The sequence below is a fragment of the Dyadobacter beijingensis DSM 21582 genome, from assembly GCF_000382205.1.
Lineage (GTDB): Bacteria > Bacteroidota > Bacteroidia > Cytophagales > Spirosomataceae > Dyadobacter > Dyadobacter beijingensis.
On the sequence record NZ_KB907790.1, the window covers coordinates 490653 to 512381 of the forward strand.

The 21729-nt window shown below is 46.8% G+C and carries 19 protein-coding genes and 1 tRNA gene; 4 read left to right on the forward strand and 16 right to left on the reverse strand.

Translation table 11 applies throughout. From position 1 onward, the window contains the following. Positions 1-5: 5 nt before the first annotated feature. The 4 genes from H144_RS0125775 to tgt all read right to left on the reverse strand — a co-directional run bounded on the left by H144_RS0125775 (position 6) and on the right by tgt (position 6458). The gene (locus H144_RS0125775; protein ID WP_019945000.1) at positions 6-2264 is read right to left on the reverse strand and encodes a GumC family protein; all 2259 of its coding nucleotides are present in this window, start codon (positions 2262-2264) and stop codon (positions 6-8) included. A gap of 148 nt (positions 2265-2412) precedes the next feature. Next, complete coding sequence (gene glf, locus H144_RS0125780) at positions 2413-3519, reverse strand: UDP-galactopyranose mutase (protein WP_019945001.1); 1107 nt, start codon at positions 3517-3519, stop codon at positions 2413-2415. A gap of 120 nt (positions 3520-3639) precedes the next feature. Then, positions 3640-5097, reverse strand: a complete 1458-nt coding sequence (locus H144_RS0125785; protein WP_019945002.1) for an OmpA family protein — start codon at positions 5095-5097, stop codon at positions 3640-3642. Positions 5098-5324: 227 nt separating this feature from the next. Beyond that, positions 5325-6458 (reverse strand): tRNA guanosine(34) transglycosylase Tgt, encoded by a 1134-nt coding sequence (tgt, locus tag H144_RS0125790; RefSeq protein ID WP_019945003.1) that lies wholly within the window; start codon positions 6456-6458, stop codon positions 5325-5327. Positions 6459-6569: 111 nt separating this feature from the next. Here tgt and H144_RS0125795 point away from each other — a divergent pair, with 111 nt between their 5' ends. The 4 genes from H144_RS0125795 to H144_RS0125810 all read left to right on the forward strand — a co-directional run bounded on the left by H144_RS0125795 (position 6570) and on the right by H144_RS0125810 (position 8777). Next, positions 6570-7700 (forward strand): glycosyltransferase, encoded by a 1131-nt coding sequence (locus tag H144_RS0125795; protein WP_019945004.1) that lies wholly within the window; start codon positions 6570-6572, stop codon positions 7698-7700. After that, positions 7691-8311, forward strand: a complete 621-nt coding sequence (gene rsmG, locus H144_RS0125800) for a 16S rRNA (guanine(527)-N(7))-methyltransferase RsmG (RefSeq protein ID WP_019945005.1) — start codon at positions 7691-7693, stop codon at positions 8309-8311. The genes H144_RS0125795 and rsmG overlap by 10 nt, the downstream gene beginning before the upstream one ends. Positions 8312-8336: 25 nt before the next feature. Then, complete coding sequence (locus H144_RS0125805) at positions 8337-8618, forward strand: hypothetical protein (RefSeq protein WP_026351001.1); 282 nt, start codon at positions 8337-8339, stop codon at positions 8616-8618. An 85-nt stretch (positions 8619-8703) separates the two neighbouring features. Next, positions 8704-8777: transfer RNA gene (locus H144_RS0125810), tRNA-Asn, on the forward strand. Positions 8778-8872: 95 nt separating this feature from the next. On the opposite strand, the gene H144_RS0125815 is transcribed toward H144_RS0125810, so the two are convergent. From H144_RS0125815 to H144_RS0125875, 12 genes are all read right to left on the reverse strand, one after another. Continuing rightward, positions 8873-9697 (reverse strand): hypothetical protein, encoded by an 825-nt coding sequence (locus tag H144_RS0125815; RefSeq protein WP_019945007.1) that lies wholly within the window; start codon positions 9695-9697, stop codon positions 8873-8875. A gap of 33 nt (positions 9698-9730) precedes the next feature. Further along, positions 9731-10288, reverse strand: a complete 558-nt coding sequence (locus H144_RS0125820; protein WP_019945008.1) for a T9SS type B sorting domain-containing protein — start codon at positions 10286-10288, stop codon at positions 9731-9733. A gap of 229 nt (positions 10289-10517) precedes the next feature. Then, positions 10518-10835, reverse strand: a complete 318-nt coding sequence (locus H144_RS0125825; RefSeq protein WP_019945009.1) for a hypothetical protein — start codon at positions 10833-10835, stop codon at positions 10518-10520. Between the two features lie 568 nt (positions 10836-11403). Beyond that, positions 11404-11709 carry a hypothetical protein gene (locus H144_RS0125835; RefSeq protein WP_019945011.1) on the reverse strand — a complete coding sequence of 102 codons (306 nt, stop codon included), beginning with the start codon at positions 11707-11709 and terminating at the stop codon, positions 11404-11406. A gap of 74 nt (positions 11710-11783) precedes the next feature. Continuing rightward, positions 11784-12251: an SMI1/KNR4 family protein gene (locus tag H144_RS0125840; protein WP_019945012.1), complete on the reverse strand. Its 468-nt coding sequence runs from the start codon at positions 12249-12251 to the stop codon at positions 11784-11786. Between the two features lie 219 nt (positions 12252-12470). Next, a complete protein-coding gene (locus H144_RS0125845) occupies positions 12471-12803 on the reverse strand; it encodes a DUF6984 family protein (protein ID WP_019945013.1) in 333 nt (110 codons plus the stop codon). A 220-nt stretch (positions 12804-13023) separates the two neighbouring features. Next, on the reverse strand, positions 13024-13428 hold the full coding sequence (locus H144_RS0125850) for a hypothetical protein (protein WP_157505139.1): 405 nt from the start codon (positions 13426-13428) through the stop codon (positions 13024-13026). A gap of 60 nt (positions 13429-13488) precedes the next feature. Continuing rightward, positions 13489-13767, reverse strand: a complete 279-nt coding sequence (locus H144_RS32465; protein ID WP_019945015.1) for a hypothetical protein — start codon at positions 13765-13767, stop codon at positions 13489-13491. Positions 13768-13769: 2 nt separating this feature from the next. Continuing rightward, positions 13770-13922, reverse strand: a complete 153-nt coding sequence (locus tag H144_RS35165; RefSeq protein ID WP_019945016.1) for a DUF6984 family protein — start codon at positions 13920-13922, stop codon at positions 13770-13772. Positions 13923-13936: 14 nt separating this feature from the next. Next, positions 13937-14101 (reverse strand): DUF6984 family protein, encoded by a 165-nt coding sequence (locus H144_RS35170; protein WP_374754598.1) that lies wholly within the window; start codon positions 14099-14101, stop codon positions 13937-13939. Positions 14102-14413: 312 nt separating this feature from the next. Then, positions 14414-15064 carry a hypothetical protein gene (locus tag H144_RS0125865; protein WP_019945017.1) on the reverse strand — a complete coding sequence of 217 codons (651 nt, stop codon included), beginning with the start codon at positions 15062-15064 and terminating at the stop codon, positions 14414-14416. Positions 15065-15409: 345 nt separating this feature from the next. Continuing rightward, positions 15410-21478: an FG-GAP-like repeat-containing protein gene (locus H144_RS0125875; protein ID WP_019945019.1), complete on the reverse strand. Its 6069-nt coding sequence runs from the start codon at positions 21476-21478 to the stop codon at positions 15410-15412. Between the last annotated feature and the right edge of the window lie 251 nt (positions 21479-21729).

The window sequence follows — 21729 nt, forward strand, 5'->3', positions numbered from 1 at the left end:
AAAATTCAATAGTAATTGTATTGGTAATTGTGCAACTCGCGGGTCCCGTTCAGGACGATATAGATATCGGGGAGCTGTGATTCCTCGCGCCATCGCCGGATATTTTCCAGCTGGTGTTTGAATGTAAAATGCTGTCTTACAATGCATAGCGTCATGTCCGCAAGGCGTCCGAGCAGGCGTGCGTCGGCCACGAGGCCAGCGGGCGGGCTGTCGAGCAGCACATAGTCGTAGCGGGTTTTGAGTGTAGAAACCAGTTCGCCGACTTTGGGAGAAAGCAGGAGCTCGCCCGCGCCGGGATGCAGTTGCCCCGCTGCTAGGAAGTCGTATCGATGTGGGTTGCCGAGTGGGTGAATCCGCGGCTCGGTACCGAATACGATCGCTTCGGTGACACCTTCGGGAGGCTGGTTCAATGCATGGGCCAGGGTAGGTTTGCGGAGATCGAAATCGATAAGCAGTATTTTTTTGCCGGTGAGCGCCAGGGATTGCGCCAGATGCGTCGCTACGAACGATTTTCCCTCATTCGCCATTGCCGAAGTAAGCAGTATGACCTGGTTGGTATGCATTCCGGTAATGAACTGGATATTAGTCCGCAGCGTCCGGCATTGTTCACGGACGAGGCTCCGGTTGTCCCGCTTCATCAGCCGCGCCGAACCTGTTTCTTCGCTGATTTCGCCGATAATAGGAATGTCGCATTCCAGTAAAATGTCTTCCCTGGATGTAATCCGGTTATTAAAAATCTGCCGGACGTACAGTGTAGCGAGCGGTGCGAGAATACCGGAAAACAGTGCGATCAGGAATGTGAGCTGGCGGTTAGGGAATCCAGGCAGAGCGCTGGCTTTGGGCGCATCGATCACGCGTGCGTTCGCCACATTTGCCGAGCGTGAAATCGCCGTTTCCATCCGTTTTTTTAGCAAAAACAGGTAGAGATCCTGTTGAATACCCTGCTCCCGCGACTGCGATAAGAACTGCCGTTCGTCGCCAGGGATTGCCGCCGTTTTGAGATCGAATTCCCTCGCATATGCATGCGCCTGCGCGAGACTGAATGCCAGTTCCCGTTTTTGGTAGGCAATCGCATTGAAGAGATTGTTTCTGACAATTGTAATCTGATTATCAATGGATTCTATTTCCGGATGGCCAATCGCCAGGGAAGCCGATGCCCTGGCTTTGCGGAGTTGCATGTCATTGTAATGTGCCACGAGATCGGAGAAATGGCGGTCCTGCGGATACAACGATGTCGGGATAGCCGCCGACGCGTTTTCGCGCAAATGCGCTTCCAGCATCCCGATGACCTTTAAATGAATGGCCAGCTCTTTCTCTTTGGCCCCGTTGTCCAACATTTTCTGAATGGCGAGCCGGCCGCTCTCCGCCATGTTGATGACCTTATGCTGCCTGCGGAACCGCTCGATTCCTGCTTCTACGGCGAGCAGTTCTGCGGATACCTTTCCGAGATTGTGGTTGATAAATGCAATGGTATTATCTGCAACTTTGTTCTGGTCGTCGATATTGGCTTGCTGATATCTGTGAATGAGTTGTTTTAAAAATGCCTCGCCGCGGCGCGGAAGCACATCCTGCACGGAGATATTCACGAGGCTGGCCGTTTTGTTCGGTGCCTGGACGCTCAATATTGTTGCATATTGTTCGAGTAAAACATCACTTCCTGCAACGGAGAATGCATATTGATCGTCCGGGGCGGGTTTGAAACGCGTCGTATCGATGACCGCAAGGCCTTGGGGCAATGCAACGCGCTTGCCGAATGTCCCGTTAATTTTCCCGTTCGCTGTGTGGACGGTGAATGCATTCTTTCCCCGCCAGGTAATATGGCAGGTTGCCGGCCGGGTTAGGGCGCGGTTCAAAAATTTGACTTTAAATGGCGCTTTTTCATACAACTCGGCGGTTTTCAACCGGCCGGAGGCGAAGTATTGCGTAGTCAGGTTGAGGTCAGCGATAACCTGCGCGATGAGCGTTCTGCTTTTTAGTATTTCAATTTCGTTTTCGACACTGCTCGACACATCAGGCAGACCGAGCTCTTCGAGCAGGGCCGTCTCCCGGAAATTGCCTCCGCGCGAATCATCGCGGATGAGGAGGGAGGCATTAATGCTGTAACGCGGGGTTTTGTAGCGCAGGAAGAGCTGCGCGAGCAATGCGAAAGCCAGCGGGGACAGGACAAACCAGTACCAGCGAAAACGGACCGCTTTCCAAAGCGGGTGCGCCGACCAGTCCTGCGGCGGCGCGAATGCGGATAATGGAAGGTTGTTCGCCGGCATCTGAAACGGTTTATGCTTTTACCGTTTAGACGTAGACTTGTAATTTTGGTAACGAAACTGCTGCTAAACTTTTTTCAAATTTTTTCCTCAAAAACAAAAATCCCCGCTCCAATGCATGGAAACGGGGATTTTGGCTTGAAAAAAAATTTCAGGAGTCGAAGTGCACCTTCACTTTTTTCAATGCCGATGCTACCACCTGGTGCATATCGTAATAGCGGTATTCGGCCAGGCGTCCGCCAAAGATTACGTGCTGCTCTTCGGCAGCAAGTGCTTTGTACTGGTTGAACACCGCCGTGTTTTTATCGTCGTTGACCGGGTAGTAGGGCTCGGCGCCTTTCACCCATTCCTGCGGGTACTCGTGCGTGATCACCGTTTTAGGCTGTGTCCCGAACTCGAAATGCTTGTGTTCGATAATGCGGGTATACTGCGTTTCGCCGTCGGTGTAGTTGACCACGGCATTACCCTGGTAATTTTCTGTGTCGAGCAACTGGTTTTCGAAGCGCAGGCTGCGGTATTCGAGCTGGCCGAAGCGGAAATCGAAATACTCGTCGATAGGGCCGGTATACACGATCGTTTCCGCCAATGCCGCGAGTGCTTCGCGGTCTTTGAAGAAATCGACGCCCAGACGCACGTCCACGTCTTTGAGCAGGGCTTCGGTGAGCTTGTTATAACCGCCGATCGGGATGCCCTGGTGTCGGTCGTTGAAATAGTTATTGTCGAACGTAAACCTGACAGGGAGCCGTTTGATAATGAATGCGGGCAGTTCGGTAGCTTTTCTTCCCCACTGTTTTTCCGTGTAGGCCTTAATCAGCTTCTCGTAAATGTCGGTTCCGACGAGGGAAATCGCCTGTTCTTCCAGGTTTTGCGGGTCTTTAATGCCTGCTTCTTCCACCTGCTGACGGATTTTTTCCTTTGCTTCTTCGGGCGTGCGCACTTTCCATAGCTGGTAGAAAGTGTTCATGTTAAATGGAAGGTTGTACAGCTCGCCGTAGTAATTGGCGACGGGCGAGTTGGTGTACCGGTTGAACTCCACGAATGAGTTGACGTAATCCCAGATATCCTTGTCGTTCGTGTGGAAGATGTGGGCGCCGTACTTGTGCACATTAATGCCCTCCACATTTTCGCAATAGACGTTACCGCCGATATGGTCGCGGCGATCGATAACCAGGCATTTTTTGCCGCGTTTGGTTGCTTCATGAGCAAATACCGACCCCCACAATCCTGCACCTACTACCAGATAATCATATTGTTTCATTAATTCCCCTGTTGCGTTGTTATGATGTGGCTAATTGTTTTCCCTAATGGGTGCGTGAATATATTAAAAAGAGAAAGGCTCCCGACGGGAGCCTTTCTCTTTTAGTCGTTTATGAAACTATTAAGGAAGCAGTTTCAATTCTACGCGACGGTTTTTCTGCAATCCTGTGCGGGTTGCGCTGTCTGCGATAGGTTTGAATGATCCGAAGTAGTCTACGATCACTTTGCTTGGGTCTTGCAGACCAGCTTCGTTGATCAGGTAGTTTTTCACTGCATCTACGCGGCGTTTTGAAAGCGCGACGTTGTAACGGTCTGATGCACGACGGTCGGTGTGACCAGCCAGTTGCAGGCGGCATCCGTTTTTGTTCATCAATGCTGCTACGTTTTTCAGCAATTCCTGGAATTCAGGTTTCAATACGTTTTTGTCGGTATCGAATGTTACGTTAGCAAAGATCTCGGAGCAAGCTGCGCCTGTTGCCAATGCATTTTTCACGTAAGAATCGAAGTCGAGTACACGACCGGCACCGTCAACAATGCTTCCAGCCGGTGAGTTAGGCTCTTTATCGAAGAAGTCGGATACACCGTCACCGTCGGTATCAAGCAACAAACGTGGGTCGATATCTTTAGGACGGTTTGCTTTTGCAACTGAGTCCATTTCTTCGAGTGTAAGGATTTTCGGTGGTTTAACCAGTACACGTGGGTCTGTGTAACGCAGGTGGTAGTAACCGCCTTCTTCCGGTTTGTAATCCCATTTGCCATCCACTTTTGCAACTTTCAGGGCTTTTTTGCCGAGTTTGTAAGTTACCTGGATTGCACCGTATCCGTAGCTGTCGAGTTCAGAATTTCCTTTGCGGGAAGTTTTGTACTGATCTTTGATCTCTACTGTGTTAGGTGTTCTGTCGTAGTCGCCGCCATAAGTTGCGTCGAGGTAGTCAGAGTTGGTGTGGGTCAAACGGAAGTCAAGACCGATATCGATTCTTGGGGTAACTTCGTAGTTAATGTTCAAACCGGTCGGAACGATCCAATCGTTCATTTTACCTGTTTCGCGAAGCTTAACACCGCCTGTCAGGTCGTATGCAGTCGCATCGTAAAACACCTGACCGATACCTGCATACGCATCGATTTTCCAGCGCTTCATTTTGTTGGGACCCATCAGAAGTCCTTTCAAGTTCACCGTTCCGGAAAGCGAAACATCGAAATAATTTCCTTCAAAGTAGCGGTTATAGCTGCGACGTTTCATACCTCTGAGGCTACCCAGGGACGCGTCCAGACGGGCGCCGAAAAGATATGAAAGTTGTTTGTTCAGTGTGAGGCCTCCTTGAAAAGTTCCGGATTCCTTGTGGCTGTCAGAATTGGTTTTGGTAACAGGCCAGAAGTCATATTCTCTCAAATCGCCAAAGAACAGCGTCGGGCCAAAGTGTGCGGAAATTGACCAAGTGTTCAATTTGTAGGGGCCATCGTACGTCGCTTTTGGATTGTAATCCGGAGAATTCGGTTGCACCAGCGGTTGTGCGAATGAAGGCAGCGCCATCATTGCTCCCAAGGCAAACGAACCAATCAACTGGGATACTTTTTTCATACTATTCAAGTTAGCGTTATTAAGATTAACTAGGATTGATCTATATCCAATTTTATGAGTAAAGTTATATATTTATTTCACGGCTAATCGCAACATTAACCAAATGCCTAGTGCGCACAAAAATAGGTTAACAATATCACTTAATCAACCGCAAGTTGATACAAATGGAAAAGTTTCCTGATATTTCATTTAAATTTTACCCGAAAGAAACCTCCTTTTTTGAACTTTCAAAGCCGTTGATTCAATTTTTTTTCCATTTCCCGCTTCCAGGAAGCGAAAGTTCCGTCGATAATTTTCTCTCTCGCGCTGTTAACCAGCCACAAATAGAACGTCAGGTTATGGATGCTGGCGATCTGTGCGCCGAGCATTTCGCCCGATTTTACCAGATGCCGTAAGTACGCCTTACTATAAAATGTACTAACGTGGCCTCCCAGGCCTGAGTCTATCGGTGACAAATCATCTTTCCACTTTTCATTGCGGATATTGATTATTCCTTCCGTTGTAAAAATCATGCCATTGCGTGCATTGCGCGTCGGCATTACGCAATCGAACATGTCCACACCCAGCGAAATGCATTCCAGTATGTTCGCAGGCGTGCCCACGCCCATGAGGTAGCGGGGCTTGTCCCTGGGCAAAATGTCGCATACGACCTCCGTAAGCTCGTACATGATCTCCGCCGGCTCGCCCACCGAAAGCCCGCCGATCGCATTGCCTTCGCGGTTGGCGGAAGCGATGAATTCGGCCGACTGTTTGCGCAGGTCTTTGTACACACTTCCCTGAACGATAGGGAACAACGTCTGGCTGTGACCATAGCGTGGTTCGGTTTCGTCGAATCTCCGGCAGCAACGGGTTAACCACCGGTGGGTCATCTCCATCGATTTGCGCGCGTAGGTGAAATCGCATGGGTAGGGTGTGCATTCGTCGAATGCCATGATAATGTCCGCGCCGATCGTCCGCTGGATGTCCATTACGTTTTCCGGCGTGAATGTGTGTACGCCACCGTCAATGTGTGACTTAAATACCACACCCTCTTCGTTGATCTTCCGGCCGGTCCCGGCTAGCGAATAAACCTGATAACCGCCGCTGTCGGTCAGGATAGGGCGGTCCCAGCCATTGAACCCGTGCAGCCCGCCTGCCCTTTCGAGAATGTCGAGACCGGGGCGGAGATATAAATGATAGGTATTACCTAAAATGATCTGTGCTTTGACATCTTCCTTCAATTCGCGCTGGTGAACGGCTTTCACCGTACCCGCGGTACCCACAGGCATGAAGATGGGCGTCTGGATTACCCCATGATCCGTCTCGATCAACCCGGCTCTCGCTTTCGAATGGGGGTCCTCAACTTGTAGTGTGAACTTCATTAAAAGGTTTTAAATTGCTGATGTGCAAAAATAGAAGGAACGTCTCGAACATTCCTGTCAATGACAGTATATTTGCACCAATATGGTAAAATTTTACATCTCTCTTCTGTTGTGGCCGATTCTTTACTCTATGCGCTAGGAGCGTTCGTAGTTGTCCAGTTATTCTATTATCTCTTCTTTTTTACGAGGCTGGCATTTTACGGAAAGGGCGCGAACTACGGCAATGCCATGCCCGGAGTAACCGTCTTGGTGTGCGCCTGGAACGAAAGGGAGAACCTGACGGAGCTCATTCCGCTCCTGGACGCGCAGGAGTACCCCGAATATGAGGTGATCCTGCTCGACGACCGGTCGGACGACGGGAGTGAGGAATACATCCGCGAAAATATCAATGGCTGGAAAAATATACGGTATATCCGCATCAATGACCAGTTCGACCACGTCACGCCCAAGAAATACGCATTGACCGTCGGTATGAAGCAGGCGAAATACCCGATCGCGCTCATGACCGACGCCGATTGCCGCCCTTCGTCCAACCACTGGATCACCGCCATGACCTCCCGGGTAACGGAGGATAAGGATATCGTCCTCGGTTTTTCACCTTATTTCAAACAACGGGGCTTGCTCAACTGGTTTATCCGCTGTGAAACATTCTATGCGGCCGTTCAATACCTGTCGTTCACGCTCGCGGGCATGACCTACATGGGCGTCGGCCGCAACATATTATATAAGCGCTCGGTATTCTTCGCCAATAAGGGCTTTTATACACATAAACATGTATTCGGCGGCGACGACGATATTTTTCTGAACGAAGTGTCGACGAGCTCGAACACCACGATATCCATCGAGGAAGATTCATTTGTTTATTCCCTTCCTAAAACGACCTGGAAAGACTGGTTCCGGCAGAAGCGCCGGCATATTTCTGTGAGCCGCTACTACAAACCCCGGAATAAAATACTGCTCGGCATGCTCTCGGGCGCGCACATAGCCACCTGGCTGCTTGCGCTGGCCACGCTGGCGTGGGGGCTGATTACGAAAGACCATTTGTTGCTGCAATACCTCGGCATCGTGTTTGGTGTGCGCTGGGCCATCCAATGGTTCCTGCTCATCATTATTAATGTGAAGCTGGATAAGACCGTGGAGTGGTTCAGCTTTTTACTGATGGATTTTGCGCTATTTGTTTATTACCTCGTTTTCGGATTTTTGACCATGACGAGCAGAAAACCCCGTAAATCATGGAATTGATCGATCAATACTTCCCCAACCTGACAGCCGACCAGCGCGACAAATTCGGGCAAATGGGTGAGTTGTACGAATATTGGAATGCGCGGGTGAACGTGATTTCGCGGCAGGACATTGATACATTATATGAACGTCACGTGCTGCATTCGCTCGGCATCGCGAAAGTGCAGGAATTCCGCCCCGGGACGACCATTCTCGATGTGGGCACAGGCGGCGGTTTCCCCGGCGTGCCGCTGGCCATTATGTTCCCTGAAGCGCAGTTTCACCTCGTTGACAGCATCGGCAAGAAAATCCGCGTGGTGCAGGAGGTGGTGAATGCATTGAAACTGGATAACGTGCGCGCCGAGCAGGTACGCGCGGAAAGGCTCAGTGAAAGCTACGAGTTCGTGGTGAGCCGGGCGGTGACGCGCATGGCGCCGTTTGTGGGGTGGGTAAAAAAGAATATCAGCCGCAACTCGTTCCACGACCGCAGGAACGGAATTTTATATCTCAAAGGGGGCGACCTGGATGAAGAGCTTTCGGAGATCCGGGAAAAGCCGCAGATTTACGCGCTTTCGGACTTTTTCGCCGAAGAATTCTTTGAAACTAAGAAAGTGGTATACGTACCTTTGTAACGCATTTATTTAATAACCTATCCATATGAACGAACGATTTAGCGCCAGTGGGCTCATGAACCCGTTTTTCCCCGACGAGGTCACTTTCGGCGAAAAGGGCGTAACCTTTAAAGTCAGGAAGCTTTTCAGAAGCAACGACAACTTCGTGTTCTATTCTGACATCTCAGGGGTCGAAATCGACAGCGGCATGTTTTTTTCGACGATCCGGATCATCCCGCGGATGCGTCCTGAAATTATTATCAATAATTTTACAAAGGGGGATGCTAAGAAAGTCAAGGAGTTAATCCTCGCGAAAGTGCAGGCGTAACATTTTTTTAGTCGCGGCACTTGCGCTGTATAACTTGAATTACTAGATTTGCACCACAATTCGAGTACAACAACCGGATAATGATTCCCGAATAGCTCAGCCGGTTAGAGCATCTGACTGTTAATCAGAGGGTCGCTGGTTCGAGCCCAGCTTCGGGAGCTTGAAAATGAAGCGCTTAGCAAGAAATTGTTAAGCGCTTTTTCGTGTTTGGACATAAATATCCCGATAGCACGAAATCGGCGGCAGGAAGCAATCTACGGGACGTAATTTGTCAATGTCGAATAGTAGCCGTTAATGAATGCCGCATTCATGATACTTCCATCTGTCGCATCCACACCGCCGTCCATCGAAACATCGGTAGGAAGGTATTGATCAAAGAGACCGCTCATAAAGTCATTCGTAGCGATTGTCATATCCGTAGCATCGACGCTCAGATCGTTATTGACATCGCCCGCCCACATATACCATTTTCCATTGATGACACCCATTTGGGCGGCATCGCCCGGGAGCTGGCTGGCCTTATTAAGTGCTGTGGTGAAGTCGTAAATGGTCGTGCCGGCATTGAATGCGGCAATCGGGTTGCTTAGGATGGCAACATGGTTTCTGTGAAATATGGCCAGCCGTACCGGTGCGCTTTGCCCAACAAATTTCGGGAGCGTGCCATCTATGTCGACGATACTTCCGTTAGGTTTCAGTAGAAGGCTTTTCGATTGAAGTTTCACCGCCGGATTTGCGGCATCGCGGATTTCGATCTTAATCCAATCTACCACGGGGCCGGCCACTCCCGCCGGGTTGCCGATATTGTTGTAGCCGACATTCCCGCCATAGGGATCAGTAGCAGGCAAAAGCCCCGAATTGGCGCTGAAATAGGTTTGCAGGTCGGTGGCCATGTTCGCCTGTCCAGTGCGGTAAGCCCCACGAAGCAGGACTTTGGTGTCCACCAGAACAATGCTGCCATTAAGCTCCCTTTTGGTTCGGTTTCCGGCGTTGTCATAGGTAAATTTGATCTGCGCATGAATGACGCCCGGGAAGGCCACCATGATGGCTAACAACACAGTTTTAATAAGTTGTGTGTTCATATGGTTTATAGTGTGATGTGCTTTTGTATTGATTTAAAAACAATCCTTCTCCCCGTTGGCGATCGATCTATCCAATGTGCCTTCTTTACCCGCCTGAATGGGGTAGAAGCATCCACTTTTTGTCTGAAATACCTCCGATCCGCTCCCGCATACGATAGCGCACGCGCGGCCCTCGACAATGTGCTTGTTCGCCAGCATATCGTCCACGCGCATTTTGTATCGGAATGCTCCCTTATACCGCGTTCCGTCGGGCCGTAACCCATCCCAGCCATATTCCTGCACGGGCATTCGGGAATTAAAATAGGGCTTTTGATAAAGCATCGTATCTCCCTCAATACTGTATACGGCAAATCCCCAAACGTCCGTAACAACATCATTTACGGTGGGGAAAAAGTAGTCATTCACGCCGTCTTTGTTGGGCGTAAAAACATTGGGTACATAAATCCGCTTCTTTTCGTAGGAGAATTCGACGGGCTGGGTGCCGCAGCAGGATTCGTATTCCTGGCTGAATGCCTTCGGGTCGCCTTGCGAAGAGCACGTCGTGGCGCTGGAAATCAGGAGTAGAGTGAAGAGTGTAAGTGTGTTTTTCATTGGAACTACATTAAATAATGTTTAATAATTAATACGCTGACTTTCAGTTATATTGTTAGGCTATGATTGCGAAAAATAATATGATAAAATTACAAGGAGGAAAATTGTATTGACCCGTGAAAAGCATTATCAAATAGAAGAAATAGTAGTGATTAGGAAAAACGAATAAATTAAAGGCGCTTGTAAATGATCTATCGGAATATTTGCATTTACCACTAGGTTTTTTTTCTCATTTCACAAATAGTTTTTGCTCAGAACAACTCAGCAAGCATATGAGTAATAGATCGGATTGATAAACTACATTCAGATCATTAATTTCATGTACTATCGATAATGCAATATCTACACCTGTTCTTTCAAGTCTATCAATTGTTTGATATCGGGTAGGGCCATCAAAATTCACTTTTTCATATTCATCCATCCACGTTCTGATATGCTGAATGAGCGAATCGCTAATAGGCAAGCTTTCAAGGCCTATGATTTTTCCAGAATGGTAACATCTAAAACAAATTCCATCCGCTGAGGCATCGATCGTTATTTGCTTCATATCGCTTATGGTTCATGGCAATAACAGAAGGTATTAAAATTTATCTTTCTCATTTTTATAGCCGTTTATTAGATGTAAATTATTTGATCATCTATGCATTTGATCGCGGCATAACCATTTTTTAATTCTACACTTTCAAAATAGTTTGGAAGTGCGTATGTTTTAAGAATTTTTAAATTTTCGGCATTAATTGAAATAATTTCGAGTTCCGTAATTACATAAATCACTTCATTGTAAATTCTTATATCGTAGAGAAAATAATATAAAGAGATCTTGTGTTTTATTTTTCCTGTTAAAATATTAAAAATAATAAATATTTGATCTACGCCAACTATACAAATATCGGCGTTTGTCAGTAAGATAATTGGATCTATTTTGTCACTTTGTCAAGCTATTTTATATCGGTGTATTCCAAATGAAAAAACTCCGAAAGCTCGGCTTGCTGATCCATCTTCGAACAAATTTGGAATATCTAGTTTTCTGAAATTAGGTTTTGAAATCCTTTTTATTTGTAAATGCATTTTATTAAATATTTTGCGAATTATTTATGAAACCGCTGGTGTCGCGTTCATATGATTCGGCGGATAGAGGAATTATAGATTTCTACTTGCCAAGTTCCATCCGGTGCCTCTGCATCGACCAGCTCACTTTTAATTTTTCTGCAATTTTCTTTGCCTTCTGCGTCTATCCTATCAATTTCAGAACTGTCATTGAATCCTTGACGGCGTTTGATGTCATATCTTGCTAGCCAAGACTTGATACTATCAATGAAATCGGTTGTTAATTGTAGTTGTGTTACGTGTAGATAGCCTCCGTTGTACTGATCTCTTATTCCTGTACCATTAAATGAAGCGTCAACTATAAGGTATTTCATGTTTCCTTGTGCAAGAATTTATCTAGAATAAGCGCGAATTTTATACTTAACGTTTTGTATGGATTGCGGTAAATTTATAGCTGTAATTTGGGTGAGGAGCTTAGATATAGCGTAATGAATTCTGAAAATGAATCGGCGATTTTTTTGTACCTGTCGCCGCATATAACGTATACTTCAATTTTTTTTGATGGCAAGCAATTCAACCTAATTGCGTAAGCAAATAGATGGAAATTGGTGTTAGCGAATACATATAGGTCATCGACATCTTTGACATCTTGGAGATCTTGGTAATTTGGAATTCCTTTCCAGTCTTTATATGCATCGTTAACTGGTTGTATTTTATGGATTGAATAGAATTCAAATAGATCGTCCGTGCAATCGCCATCTGTTCCGTTCAATGATTGAAAATACTCCACTAGATCGCTAGGTAAAATGACATTGTGTTTTTCTTGGAAAATCTTTATATCGACCTTTGTAGCTACCGGAGGGTGGCCAACTTTCTCGATCCGCCATTTTGTTTCTAGTTCTGCTATGTGTTTCATGTTATTTTTGGATTTTTAGCTTGGAATCCATTTTGTTTTCTTGCGTGTTTTAATTGTTTACAAGACGACTTTATTCATTTGACGCAATGAAGTTAAGCCGGCTACTAACGGCTCCGCGAGTCTGAAAATAGCTTCTCATTTTAAGTCTTATCGTTCGGTTTGAAGCTGCCCTGAGTCACGGAAGTCTAATCCGCCTGCGTTTTTTTGAAAAAGGTGATACTAGTAAGATTTTGGAAATGCAATTAGCTTACTAAAATCTGTCTTCCAAATATCGAGTTCCAGTAGATTTCCATTGGTGTCCACATATAAGGAGGCAAGGACTTCAACGTTGTCTTGATCAATAAATTGAATTTCGCTTATTTGTTTTCCCATCGTTCTGCCAAGTCTTACCTCGCCATTTGGAAATAGATGTAGGCTACCCATTCCACCATCATCCATCGAGCAAACCAGTAAACCGTCACGCCAGTCTTTGGATATTACTTCGGATGATTTACTGATGAGGAGTTCAAGGAGACTTTCTTCCTGACTCGTAGCTTTTCTAGGGGATTCCATGTATCCTACCAATATTAAAAATACCGTTAGGAAGTTTGAATGCAGTGTATTGAATTTTTTGTCCGCCTGTCTCTATAATATGATTGAAAGTTATACATTCGAAATATGACATAAAAATTCTTTGTATAAGTGGATTTATTTTTGTTAGCGGGCTTTTGAAATTATTGTTAACAACAAAATAGTGACATTGACAACAATTTTATTTAAGCTGCTGATTTTTCTAATTTTTTAGTAAGTAAATAAACTTCTTTAGTGCTTTTTCTTTTTCATTGTATTCATGCGGCTCTAATAAAACATTTAATAATAGTTCTTCTTTTTCATAGTCATATAGGTCGATGCCCAGCCATCCAAATTCCCAGAAGTCGATGCCGCCTCCTTTTTTAGTTGAATTAATTACAACTTGATTTAGCGTTCCGAAATCTCCGTTTTCGAAAAATCTGTATTCTATATCATAATCGTGGAGTGTTGGTTCGATCTCAATTTTGAACCAAGTTTGGTCTTTCATAATATCCATGATTATTTTATTCGCAGAATCTGTGTTAAGTTTGATATTTGAGGCAATATCGCTCCACCTTGTTTGCATTAATAAATGCAGTTGGTTCTTCCTGGCACTTGGTTCTAACACTTTAAACCAAGATTTTTATCCAGTACTTTATAATATTTGACTCTTGAAAGAGATATAATACTATATGAGATTTAGCAGTTCTTTAAAAATTTTTTCTGTTTCTTTATTTTGATTTGGCGACAAGAATGCATTGATTAGTTCTTCACCGAGAACATAGTCTACAAAATGGATGTTGATGTAACCGCTGCTCCAAAAATCAATTTCTCCTCCTTTTGTTGTAGAGTTGAATGCGACTTGGTCCAAGTTTCCAAAGTCTCCATTTACGAAAGACTTATATTCGATTTCATATTCGGTTAGATGTCGTTCGACGTTCTGTTTAAACCAATCGACAGTCTTCATGTTTAGTAAGATTTGGGAAACGCAATCAGCTTGCTAAAATCTGCCTTCCATATATCGAGTTCCAGTAGATGTCCATTGGTGTCCACATATAAGGAGGTAAGGACTTCGACGCTGTCTTGATCAACAAATTGAATTTTGCTCATTTGTTTTTCCATCGTTCTACCAAGTCTTACCTCCCGTGTGGAAATAGATGTAGGCTGCCCATGCCACCATCATCCATCGAGCAAACCAGTAAACCGTCACGCCATTCTTTGGATATAACTTGCATTGATTTACTGATGAGGAATTCAAGGAGACTTTCTTCCTGACTCGTAGCTTTTCTAGGGGATTTCATGTATTCTACCAATGTTAAAAACGCGGTTTAGGAGTTTCAAGGCAGTTTATGAGTTAACATGCCTGTAACGAACAGGGTTATTTTGACCAGTTTTTTAGAAAGGTCTTTCATTGTCGCGGATCATTGAATCGTTGCTTCGCTTCAAGTCATAACAGAGGGGCTTATAGTTAATCAATATTTTGTTTTTTGTTGGTATTGAGACGCAATCATTGAAGCTGATAGCGGGCTGAAATTTTGTCGGTTATTTATGAATTTTTTAATTTATGGTGATAAGCTTTGTAGAATTCAGATTCTGCTAATATTTCGTGATATTCAGTCGCAGAATGAATTCAACTTTCCAAGTGCCAGATTCCTAATGGTTTCAACCGAGCATCTTTTTTTAATGTACTCATCTGGATCATAGAATAATTTATCCTGGGGGCTGTATATTTTTACTTCTTTTTTTTCTATGAGCCAAACGGCATCTCTGAAATATTGAACTTTGAACAGTAGCGTGTATTTTCTATTTTTAATGGCGTTAAAGATTTTTTTTTCTTCATAATTGTGATGATGGTCTTTGTCTTCTTGTGAATCATTGTAGTTGCACGGCTTACAGTCGGTATAATAAGCGATGTTGATGCAATCGAGCGTTGCGTGGAATTTTTTCTTTTTTAAAAACATTACAGATTGAAATGGAAACATATCGTTGGGCTTCAAATAGTCTACTATCTTTTTCGTGGAGTCATATTCGAGTGCTTGCTCACTAACCTCATATGACAGGATCGGTATTGGTTTAAGTATCTTGATTAGAGAGTAAATTTCAAATTTTGACAATATATTTTCTTGTATAAGCGATCTTCTAAGTTCTCTACGTATTATTTTTTTTGAAACTTTGATATTTTGTTTTCCTTGGCCGATTGGTATCTGAGCGATTGTGCTCGTAAAAACAATTGCAAGGAGCAGAGCTGCTAGGTACGTTTTCATGTGAATATTATTTTAATTCTAAGATTATTTAAAAGAACAAGTCGAATGTTTGTGTCGCTCCTATTGACTTTCGCTTACTGATATAGCTTATAGGTTGTGATTTTGCAATTTTCTTTACATACAATAGCTTTTATCCCTCCGCCGAGAGCTGTCGAATCCTTAGGCTGATATTCGACTATGTAACAACAAGGCACTTCTCTGATTGTCTTTCGATACTCGTAATTAGCCTTGTGTTTTTTTGCCAGCTCATCAACATTTCGATATATTAAGTCAATCGAGCATTTTGGGGCATTCCAGGCGCTTAGCCGTAATGCGAAAGTGAGATACAGAAAATAGTTCATCCTGTTATCGATTTAATGGATATGAGTAGAATGGATACGGATTCAATATCGAGTTGCTATATAGCAGTGTTGGGTTCTGATTCGGGACATGCCAGAAAATGTTTTGCCTGCCCACGACTGTCGAAGGGAGCCTCGATATGTTATTATTGAAGTAAATGTCCGCTGAGCTATGAGTTTCTTGCCAAGTGACACCTAGGTTTGGGTGAGTGTGGAAAGATGCGGTTGCGTTGTTTGGTTTGTCCTGAGGAAAGATCCTGTCTTTACCTCCGGTTGGGAACATTTCGACACTCCCGTCATCAAGAAGCCAGCCGCCAAATTCGCGACCTCTTGTAAACGACCTTTGCGCGGCAACACTAACTGCCTCAAATTGCTTTCTGCTCATCGTGCCACTAGAGTTCGCGTACTTATGATAATTGACAGCTAATTGCAATTGATATGCTCCGAACGCTACGCCTCCGCCAACGAGAGCAGAAATTCCTATACCTTGTAGGTCTTCGCCATTTAGTGCTGCTCCCGTGGCGCTTCCAGTTGCACCGCCGGCGAGGGCACCGGCGCTTCCTCCTATATAAGCACCTACGACCCCGCCAGTAAATCCGCTTAATGCGCCTTTCCAAGCGGCATTGCCTATATTGCCACCACTGATTGTCGCGAATCCCACACCGCTTGCGGCTCCTGCGGTAGCCCCTCCGATAGCGGCGCTGATCAAGCCGCCATAGCTAACTGTGATTGATGAGCCCACGGTCGCAGCCACTGTCGAGCCTATTCCAGCGGAAACTGTACCAACAGCCGCACCTCCCAACGCATGAAAAAATAGTGACCATCCGGTGGCACCCTTAGCTTTGCCTATGCGATACCCAGAAAATCCCCCAACGACTGCTCCAATTACAAAATTTATCCACTCTCCGTCAGGATCGTTGTATACCAGGGGATTGTTTCTCGCATAGGAATACCGATTGAAATCTTGTGTACTAAACGGATTCTGCACATAATTATCAACACTCAGCACCCGCCCCACAACCGGATCATACATCCGCCCATTCATATTGATCAAATTAAAATTCGTCAAATGCTCATGTCCGGTAAATCCGCGGTACAAATAGCTGGTCGGAGCCGGTACGTTGGTGTAATCCCAGTTGGCAGGATGACGCAGCCGTCCCCAGGCGTCGAAGTTTTGGTCGAGAATGACGGTGCCGTTGAGTGCGGTCAAGGTCAGTAGTGAGCCCAGGTGGTCGGTGTAGGTGTAGTAGTATTGGTCGGTGCCGTTCTCGCGGATGACGATGGCGGAGAGGCCTGCGGGCGTGTGGATGTAATGCAGGTGCTTGTCCGCTACGCCGGCGGTGATGTCTTTTTCGTAGCTTCCGAAATAGTAATGCGTGTTGATCAATGCGCCGTTCTTTTTCATGACACCCTTGATTCGCTGATAACCGGCATCGTAGGTATAAGTGAGCTCGTAGGGCTGGCCGGAACCGTTTTCGGTGATTTTTTCGGGCTGGTTGAACGCCGTATAGGTAATGTCCTGCGTGAGCATGGGTAGCGCGGTGGTGGGCGCAATGATGCCCGCGAGCGCGTTGAGTTTGGCAGGATGGTAGCTGAATTGCTGCCCGGCATCGGTTTTCGAGGCGATGTTGCCCGAAGGTTCGTAGGTGAGCACCTGTGCGGGCTTGCCTGCTACCGTAGCCGTGAGCAGGCGGCTTAGGTTGTCGTAAGTGAAGCTTTCTTCCTTGTTTTTAATGTAATCCTTGCGTTTAGTCAGGTTGCCTTTGGGATAATCCCAAGTCAGTTCCAGGTTTTGCACGCCGGCGGTGGAAAACAGTTTCGGAATGCCATAATCGTAATTGATCACCGACGATTTCCCATTGCCGAGCGTGTATGCCGTGTTCTGGCCCAGGCCATTCATGCCGGTGTTGGTGTAAAGGGTTACCGAACTGTTGGTGTTTTTGACGGTCGTCGGGTAGCCATTTGCATCATAGGCATGGTTCGTGCCGAATCCGGAAGGGTACAGCACCGAAGCAATGTCCCCGTAATTATTGTAAGTATAGGTAGTTGTGTAGGCGCTGCCATCAATCGTTTCCGTAATGGTTGCTAACCGGTCGTAGGCATCGTAAGTGTAATCTGTCACGTTTCCGGCAAAACCGGTTATTTTTTCGATCTGATTGATGCCATTGCCCGACGCCCGGTATTGGTAAATCGTCGCCGGCTCTCCTGCTTTTGTTCTGGTGGCAATTCTTCCGGCGATGTCGTAGGTTAGTGTGTAGGTGGCTCCATTGGCATTGGTCTGGCTCACCAATTCTCCCAGCGAATTGTAATCGTACAGCGTGGTGCCGGCATTGGGGTCGGTCAGCTGGGTTTGGCGACCATAGGCGTCATACTGGTTACCGGCGAGTGTAACGGCACCGTTTTTAATATCCTTTACTCCTCCGTGACTAAAATGGGTGTACGCCAAGATTCCACCATCGTCCGTCGAGCTGATGACCTTTCCACTGGCATCGGTCTTTTGCGAAGTGGTACCGGTAGGAGTGGTAGTGGTGGTGGTAAGGTCGCCTGCGGCGTAGGCGTAGCCGATCGTTTTCGTGCCTAACGCGCCGCTGTTGATATTGAACGGGCGGTTATATTCATCGAACTGCGTCGTCGTCGTAATGTATATTTCGCCTGCCTTGTAGGGCTGGGTGCTGGTAATGACATTACCCCTTGCGTCATATGTTTGAACCTGCGTGACGGGCTGGTTGCCAAAGCCTTCCGTTTCTTTTTTGATCTCGCGCCCCAGCAAGTCATACCATATTTTGACGTTCGGCCTACCGGGATGGGAAACCTGGCTGTACCACACCGCGCCGTTGGCCAGGTCCCATCCGTAGCTTTGGGTCATGTTGTAAGCAGCCGGTGCAGGAATTGTCGTAACGGTCGGCCTTCCGAATACGTCATATTGGTAAGTGGTGGTTAGCCCCTCGACGCTCGTTGAGGTCATTGGTTCGCCCCATTTAGGATCATAGGTCGCGGTAGAGGTCTGGCCCAGTTCGTTCACACTCGATTCGGCATAGCGGCCTTTGGGATCGTAGACGGCTGATGTATTTCGTGGCAGTGATGCAGCCGGGCCGTTCGGAGTGATGGTCGTCTTTTTGAGGTTTCCTAACGGGAAGTATTCGTAGGTGGTGACCACGTTTTTAGGAAGACCGGAGAAATCCGTTTTCGAAGTAAGCTGGCCAATGCCATTGTAAGCGTACCCCGTTGCAACTGTGAATGCTGGTTGGCCCGTCCGGGTCGTTGTAACAGTCACTGACGTCGGCTTGTTGGGCACCCCGGCCGGATAGGCTCCGTAAATGATGTCAGTGAAAGCAGTTTCCACGCCATTATTGATGCTACTTTGCTTGACGTTGCCAAAATCGTCATATACATTTACCGTAGTGCTCGTTCTGCCTTCGAATGCCTTGTTTTCCAAAACATTGGTTGTCTTTATCCAGAAGCGCTTGGCGGCCGGAGAAACGGCCACATTGGTATTGGTTGTCTGGCTCAGGAGGGCACTCGTTGACGCCAGATAGATAGAGGTCCGGTAGGGAATCGGGGTGTAATAGGTAGTGTTGAATTCGTTTTCAGCCACTGTTTTGATCCCCGTTGCCAGGTTGTTGGCCGTTATTTTACCAAAGCCGAGAAAGCCCTTGCCTGCCCGGTGCAGCTTACAGGCTTCATAGGTGTATTGAATGGTATTGTAGCCGCCAATGCCGTTTTGCAATTTGAAATCCGAAACAGCATATAGCGCAGGTTGTATCGCATTGAATGGGTAGGCGGTGAGATTTCCCCGGATGTAAAAGCCATTTTCATCCGTCAGTTTTTTGTAAACCCATTCAGTTACGTGATTAAAGCCGTTTTTTACTTTTTCAAGCAGATTTTCCCTGCCTTCCTTTTTGAAATAGAAGACATCCATCGGGTTGAGGACATTCTTGAAATTGATAATGTCGGCCCGGCGGTCGCCGTTGAAATCGCCGATCATGGGAGGCGGTGCCCCCAGGTTTACGGCGTACGTGCTGTTGATGCGATAAAAGTTGGCCCCGGTACTTGAATAGCCCTTTCCGTAGTAGACATCGAAATTCGAAGGTGCCGCAGTCTGCCACCCGTGATAAATGTCCGATTTTCCATCCCCGTTAATGTCCGCGATGCCCAGCTGGTCGCCCGTGAAAGGATCGGTATCAGGCGTTGTGTTAAATGTGAAGGGTGATTCGTAGAAGGCAATACCATTAGAAACCACCACTTTCCACGCGCCCGAAGTGGTTAATTTGGCAAGAATGTCCGTTTTGCCGTCACCATTGAAATCACCAAAATAGCTGAGGTGGTCTTTGGTTAAATAATTGGTGGAGTAATGAATGCGGCGTGCCGTCCAGCCATCGAATGTAAAGACCTCGCAATTCATACCCTTGATCAGCATGATATCGCTTTTGCCGTCGCCGTTGAAATCGACGACGTGCACTTTGTCAGCGGTCGGCCATTCGCTGACCGCTAGTGCAAAGACGCCGGAGATTACAATGGACCCGAAATCGGGCTGGACTTTTCCGTTGTACAGGTGGCAATTGTAATTGACGGCATTGCTTCCCAGCATGGTCAGAATGTCCTGAATACCATCCCCATCATAGTCGCCCGGGAAAATGAAGTGCCCGCTGGGATGGATTTTGGAGTAACCGGTGTACGGGGATATGGTCAGCGGATCGAACTGAATGGCCGATTGTCCATTGGTTTGCCAGTCGTAATTCTGAACGGTACGATAAATGCGGAGGCTGGTCAGCGTACGATTTTGGCCCGAACCTGCAATGTTGGTCATCAAAACGTCATCTGCTCCGTCGCCTGTAAAATCATAGGCCAGGAAATCGAACGAATTGGGAATGCTTTGCTTCTTTACCACCGAGTAGGTAACAGGCGCGTCCGTCACGTTGCCGACATAGAAATCGTTCGGTTTTGCATTGTAGGCAGGATACTTGGCGTAAACGATCATCCTGTATACGGCAGGATTCGGAATGAGACTGGCTTCCAGAAAATCGGTTAAGCCATCGGCATTGAAATCTCCTGTGATGGTGGTCGACGAAGGGTAATCATATCCATCCGTAGTGACGGTGCTGAAATCAGCAGGCGGGTTGCCGTATTTGAAAATGGTAGCATTAAGTTGCGTGCCGTCGGTGCCTGCCTCGATGACCTCTTTTAAATAGGAATTGATGTTGTCATGGCCGTAGCTGAATTGATAGGTCTTAACGATTGATCCTTCCGCTTTCGTGGTAATCTTGTCGAGCAAGTATTTACTTTCAACACGCGTTTCATGCTCGAAACCGGCATTTTCATCGATCGTGCGGATCTTATAGTCAAATTTGACCTGATTATAGGGCGCTAATCCTTGCGCGGCATTGCCGGTGTAATTGATCTCATCGATCAGTAGTGCGAAACTGGCGTTGGTGTTGTATTTGAAGGTAATGTAATTCCCATCGGCATACAGGATGCGGGAGAGTGCCCACGTAAGCACGGTAGCAAACTGGCCGGTAAGCCTGGAATCCGGGGTGTTGCCGTACTCCATTTTCACCCCGTCCTTTCTAGTTACCTCAAACCATTGCGGCCCGTTCCCCTGTGTGCTTTTGGAAGTGATGGTTGCGAAATTCTCACTTTCAGTGCCGTAAGTTGTGTTGGGTTCTCCGTAGTTGCCCGCTTTGGCAATCAGCCGCACGCCGTCCAGCACGAACCTGTCGCTGTTGGTCATCACAACAGGATTTGTCTCATTGTCAAAATACATATTCCGCGTGGAGCGAGTGATTTTCGATAATCCGCCAATGTCCCAGCCCTGCCCCAGCACGCCGTTTCCTGCCATCGAATGGTAATTGATCGAAACAGCCGGGCTGATGCCATTTGTACCGGGCGGCATCGAAACCGCCATCGCGTAGGTTGCGCCTCCTGACGCGACATTGCCGGTGCCCGTTATACTGCCAACCGGCGAGCCCTGGTTTATGGCCCGACCGTCGAAGGTCGCACCCGTGGAAAGGGCTTGGTAAGTGATATTCTGAGCGGCTGCGTAAAAACTGGAAAAAGCCAGCAGGCTCCAAAAGAGCATGCAAATACGATTGGTAGTTGTTGGTAAAAGGGGTTTTTGTGTGTAATGTTTTCTCATGTGCCAAGGGTTTTAAAACCTGGATAGTGGTGAATGAAGACGCGCAGGGCCATCGCTCATTTCAGATCTCTGAAATGATTGAAGGCCTTATTCAAGAAATGCTGTTTGTGTCACAGAGCAGCCGCTGCCGGCGGTGCGCAGTGCTGTCCTATTCCGGCGGGGTGCCGCAAATTGAGTGATAATGGAAGTTGAGT

What these genes read in the sequence shown, in the direction of transcription:
- rsmG (WP_019945005.1), top strand. Translation starts at nt 7,691, where the DNA reads ATGGAATTGATCGATCAATACTTCCCCAACCTGACAGCCGACCAGCGC.
- H144_RS0125835 (WP_019945011.1), bottom strand. Translation starts at nt 11,709, where the DNA reads ATGAAATACCTTATAGTTGACGCTTCATTTAATGGTACAGGAATAAGA.
- glf (WP_019945001.1), bottom strand. Translation starts at nt 3,519, where the DNA reads ATGAAACAATATGATTATCTGGTAGTAGGTGCAGGATTGTGGGGGTCG.
- H144_RS0125805 (WP_026351001.1), top strand. Translation starts at nt 8,337, where the DNA reads ATGAACGAACGATTTAGCGCCAGTGGGCTCATGAACCCGTTTTTCCCC.
- H144_RS0125845 (WP_019945013.1), bottom strand. Translation starts at nt 12,803, where the DNA reads ATGGAATCCCCTAGAAAAGCTACGAGTCAGGAAGAAAGTCTCCTTGAA.
- H144_RS0125865 (WP_019945017.1), bottom strand. Translation starts at nt 15,064, where the DNA reads ATGAAAACGTACCTAGCAGCTCTGCTCCTTGCAATTGTTTTTACGAGC.
- H144_RS0125825 (WP_019945009.1), bottom strand. Translation starts at nt 10,835, where the DNA reads ATGAAGCAAATAACGATCGATGCCTCAGCGGATGGAATTTGTTTTAGA.
- H144_RS0125875 (WP_019945019.1), bottom strand. Translation starts at nt 21,478, where the DNA reads ATGCTCTTTTGGAGCCTGCTGGCTTTTTCCAGTTTTTACGCAGCCGCT.
- H144_RS35165 (WP_019945016.1), bottom strand. Translation starts at nt 13,922, where the DNA reads ATGGAAAAACAAATGAGCAAAATTCAATTTGTTGATCAAGACAGCGTC.
- H144_RS0125815 (WP_019945007.1), bottom strand. Translation starts at nt 9,697, where the DNA reads ATGAACACACAACTTATTAAAACTGTGTTGTTAGCCATCATGGTGGCC.
- tgt (WP_019945003.1), bottom strand. Translation starts at nt 6,458, where the DNA reads ATGAAGTTCACACTACAAGTTGAGGACCCCCATTCGAAAGCGAGAGCC.
- H144_RS0125820 (WP_019945008.1), bottom strand. Translation starts at nt 10,288, where the DNA reads ATGAAAAACACACTTACACTCTTCACTCTACTCCTGATTTCCAGCGCC.
- H144_RS32465 (WP_019945015.1), bottom strand. Translation starts at nt 13,767, where the DNA reads ATGAAGACTGTCGATTGGTTTAAACAGAACGTCGAACGACATCTAACC.
- H144_RS35170 (WP_374754598.1), bottom strand. Translation starts at nt 14,101, where the DNA reads ATGAAATCCCCTAGAAAAGCTACGAGTCAGGAAGAAAGTCTCCTTGAA.
- H144_RS0125775 (WP_019945000.1), bottom strand. Translation starts at nt 2,264, where the DNA reads ATGCCGGCGAACAACCTTCCATTATCCGCATTCGCGCCGCCGCAGGAC.
- H144_RS0125785 (WP_019945002.1), bottom strand. Translation starts at nt 5,097, where the DNA reads ATGAAAAAAGTATCCCAGTTGATTGGTTCGTTTGCCTTGGGAGCAATG.
- H144_RS0125840 (WP_019945012.1), bottom strand. Translation starts at nt 12,251, where the DNA reads ATGAAACACATAGCAGAACTAGAAACAAAATGGCGGATCGAGAAAGTT.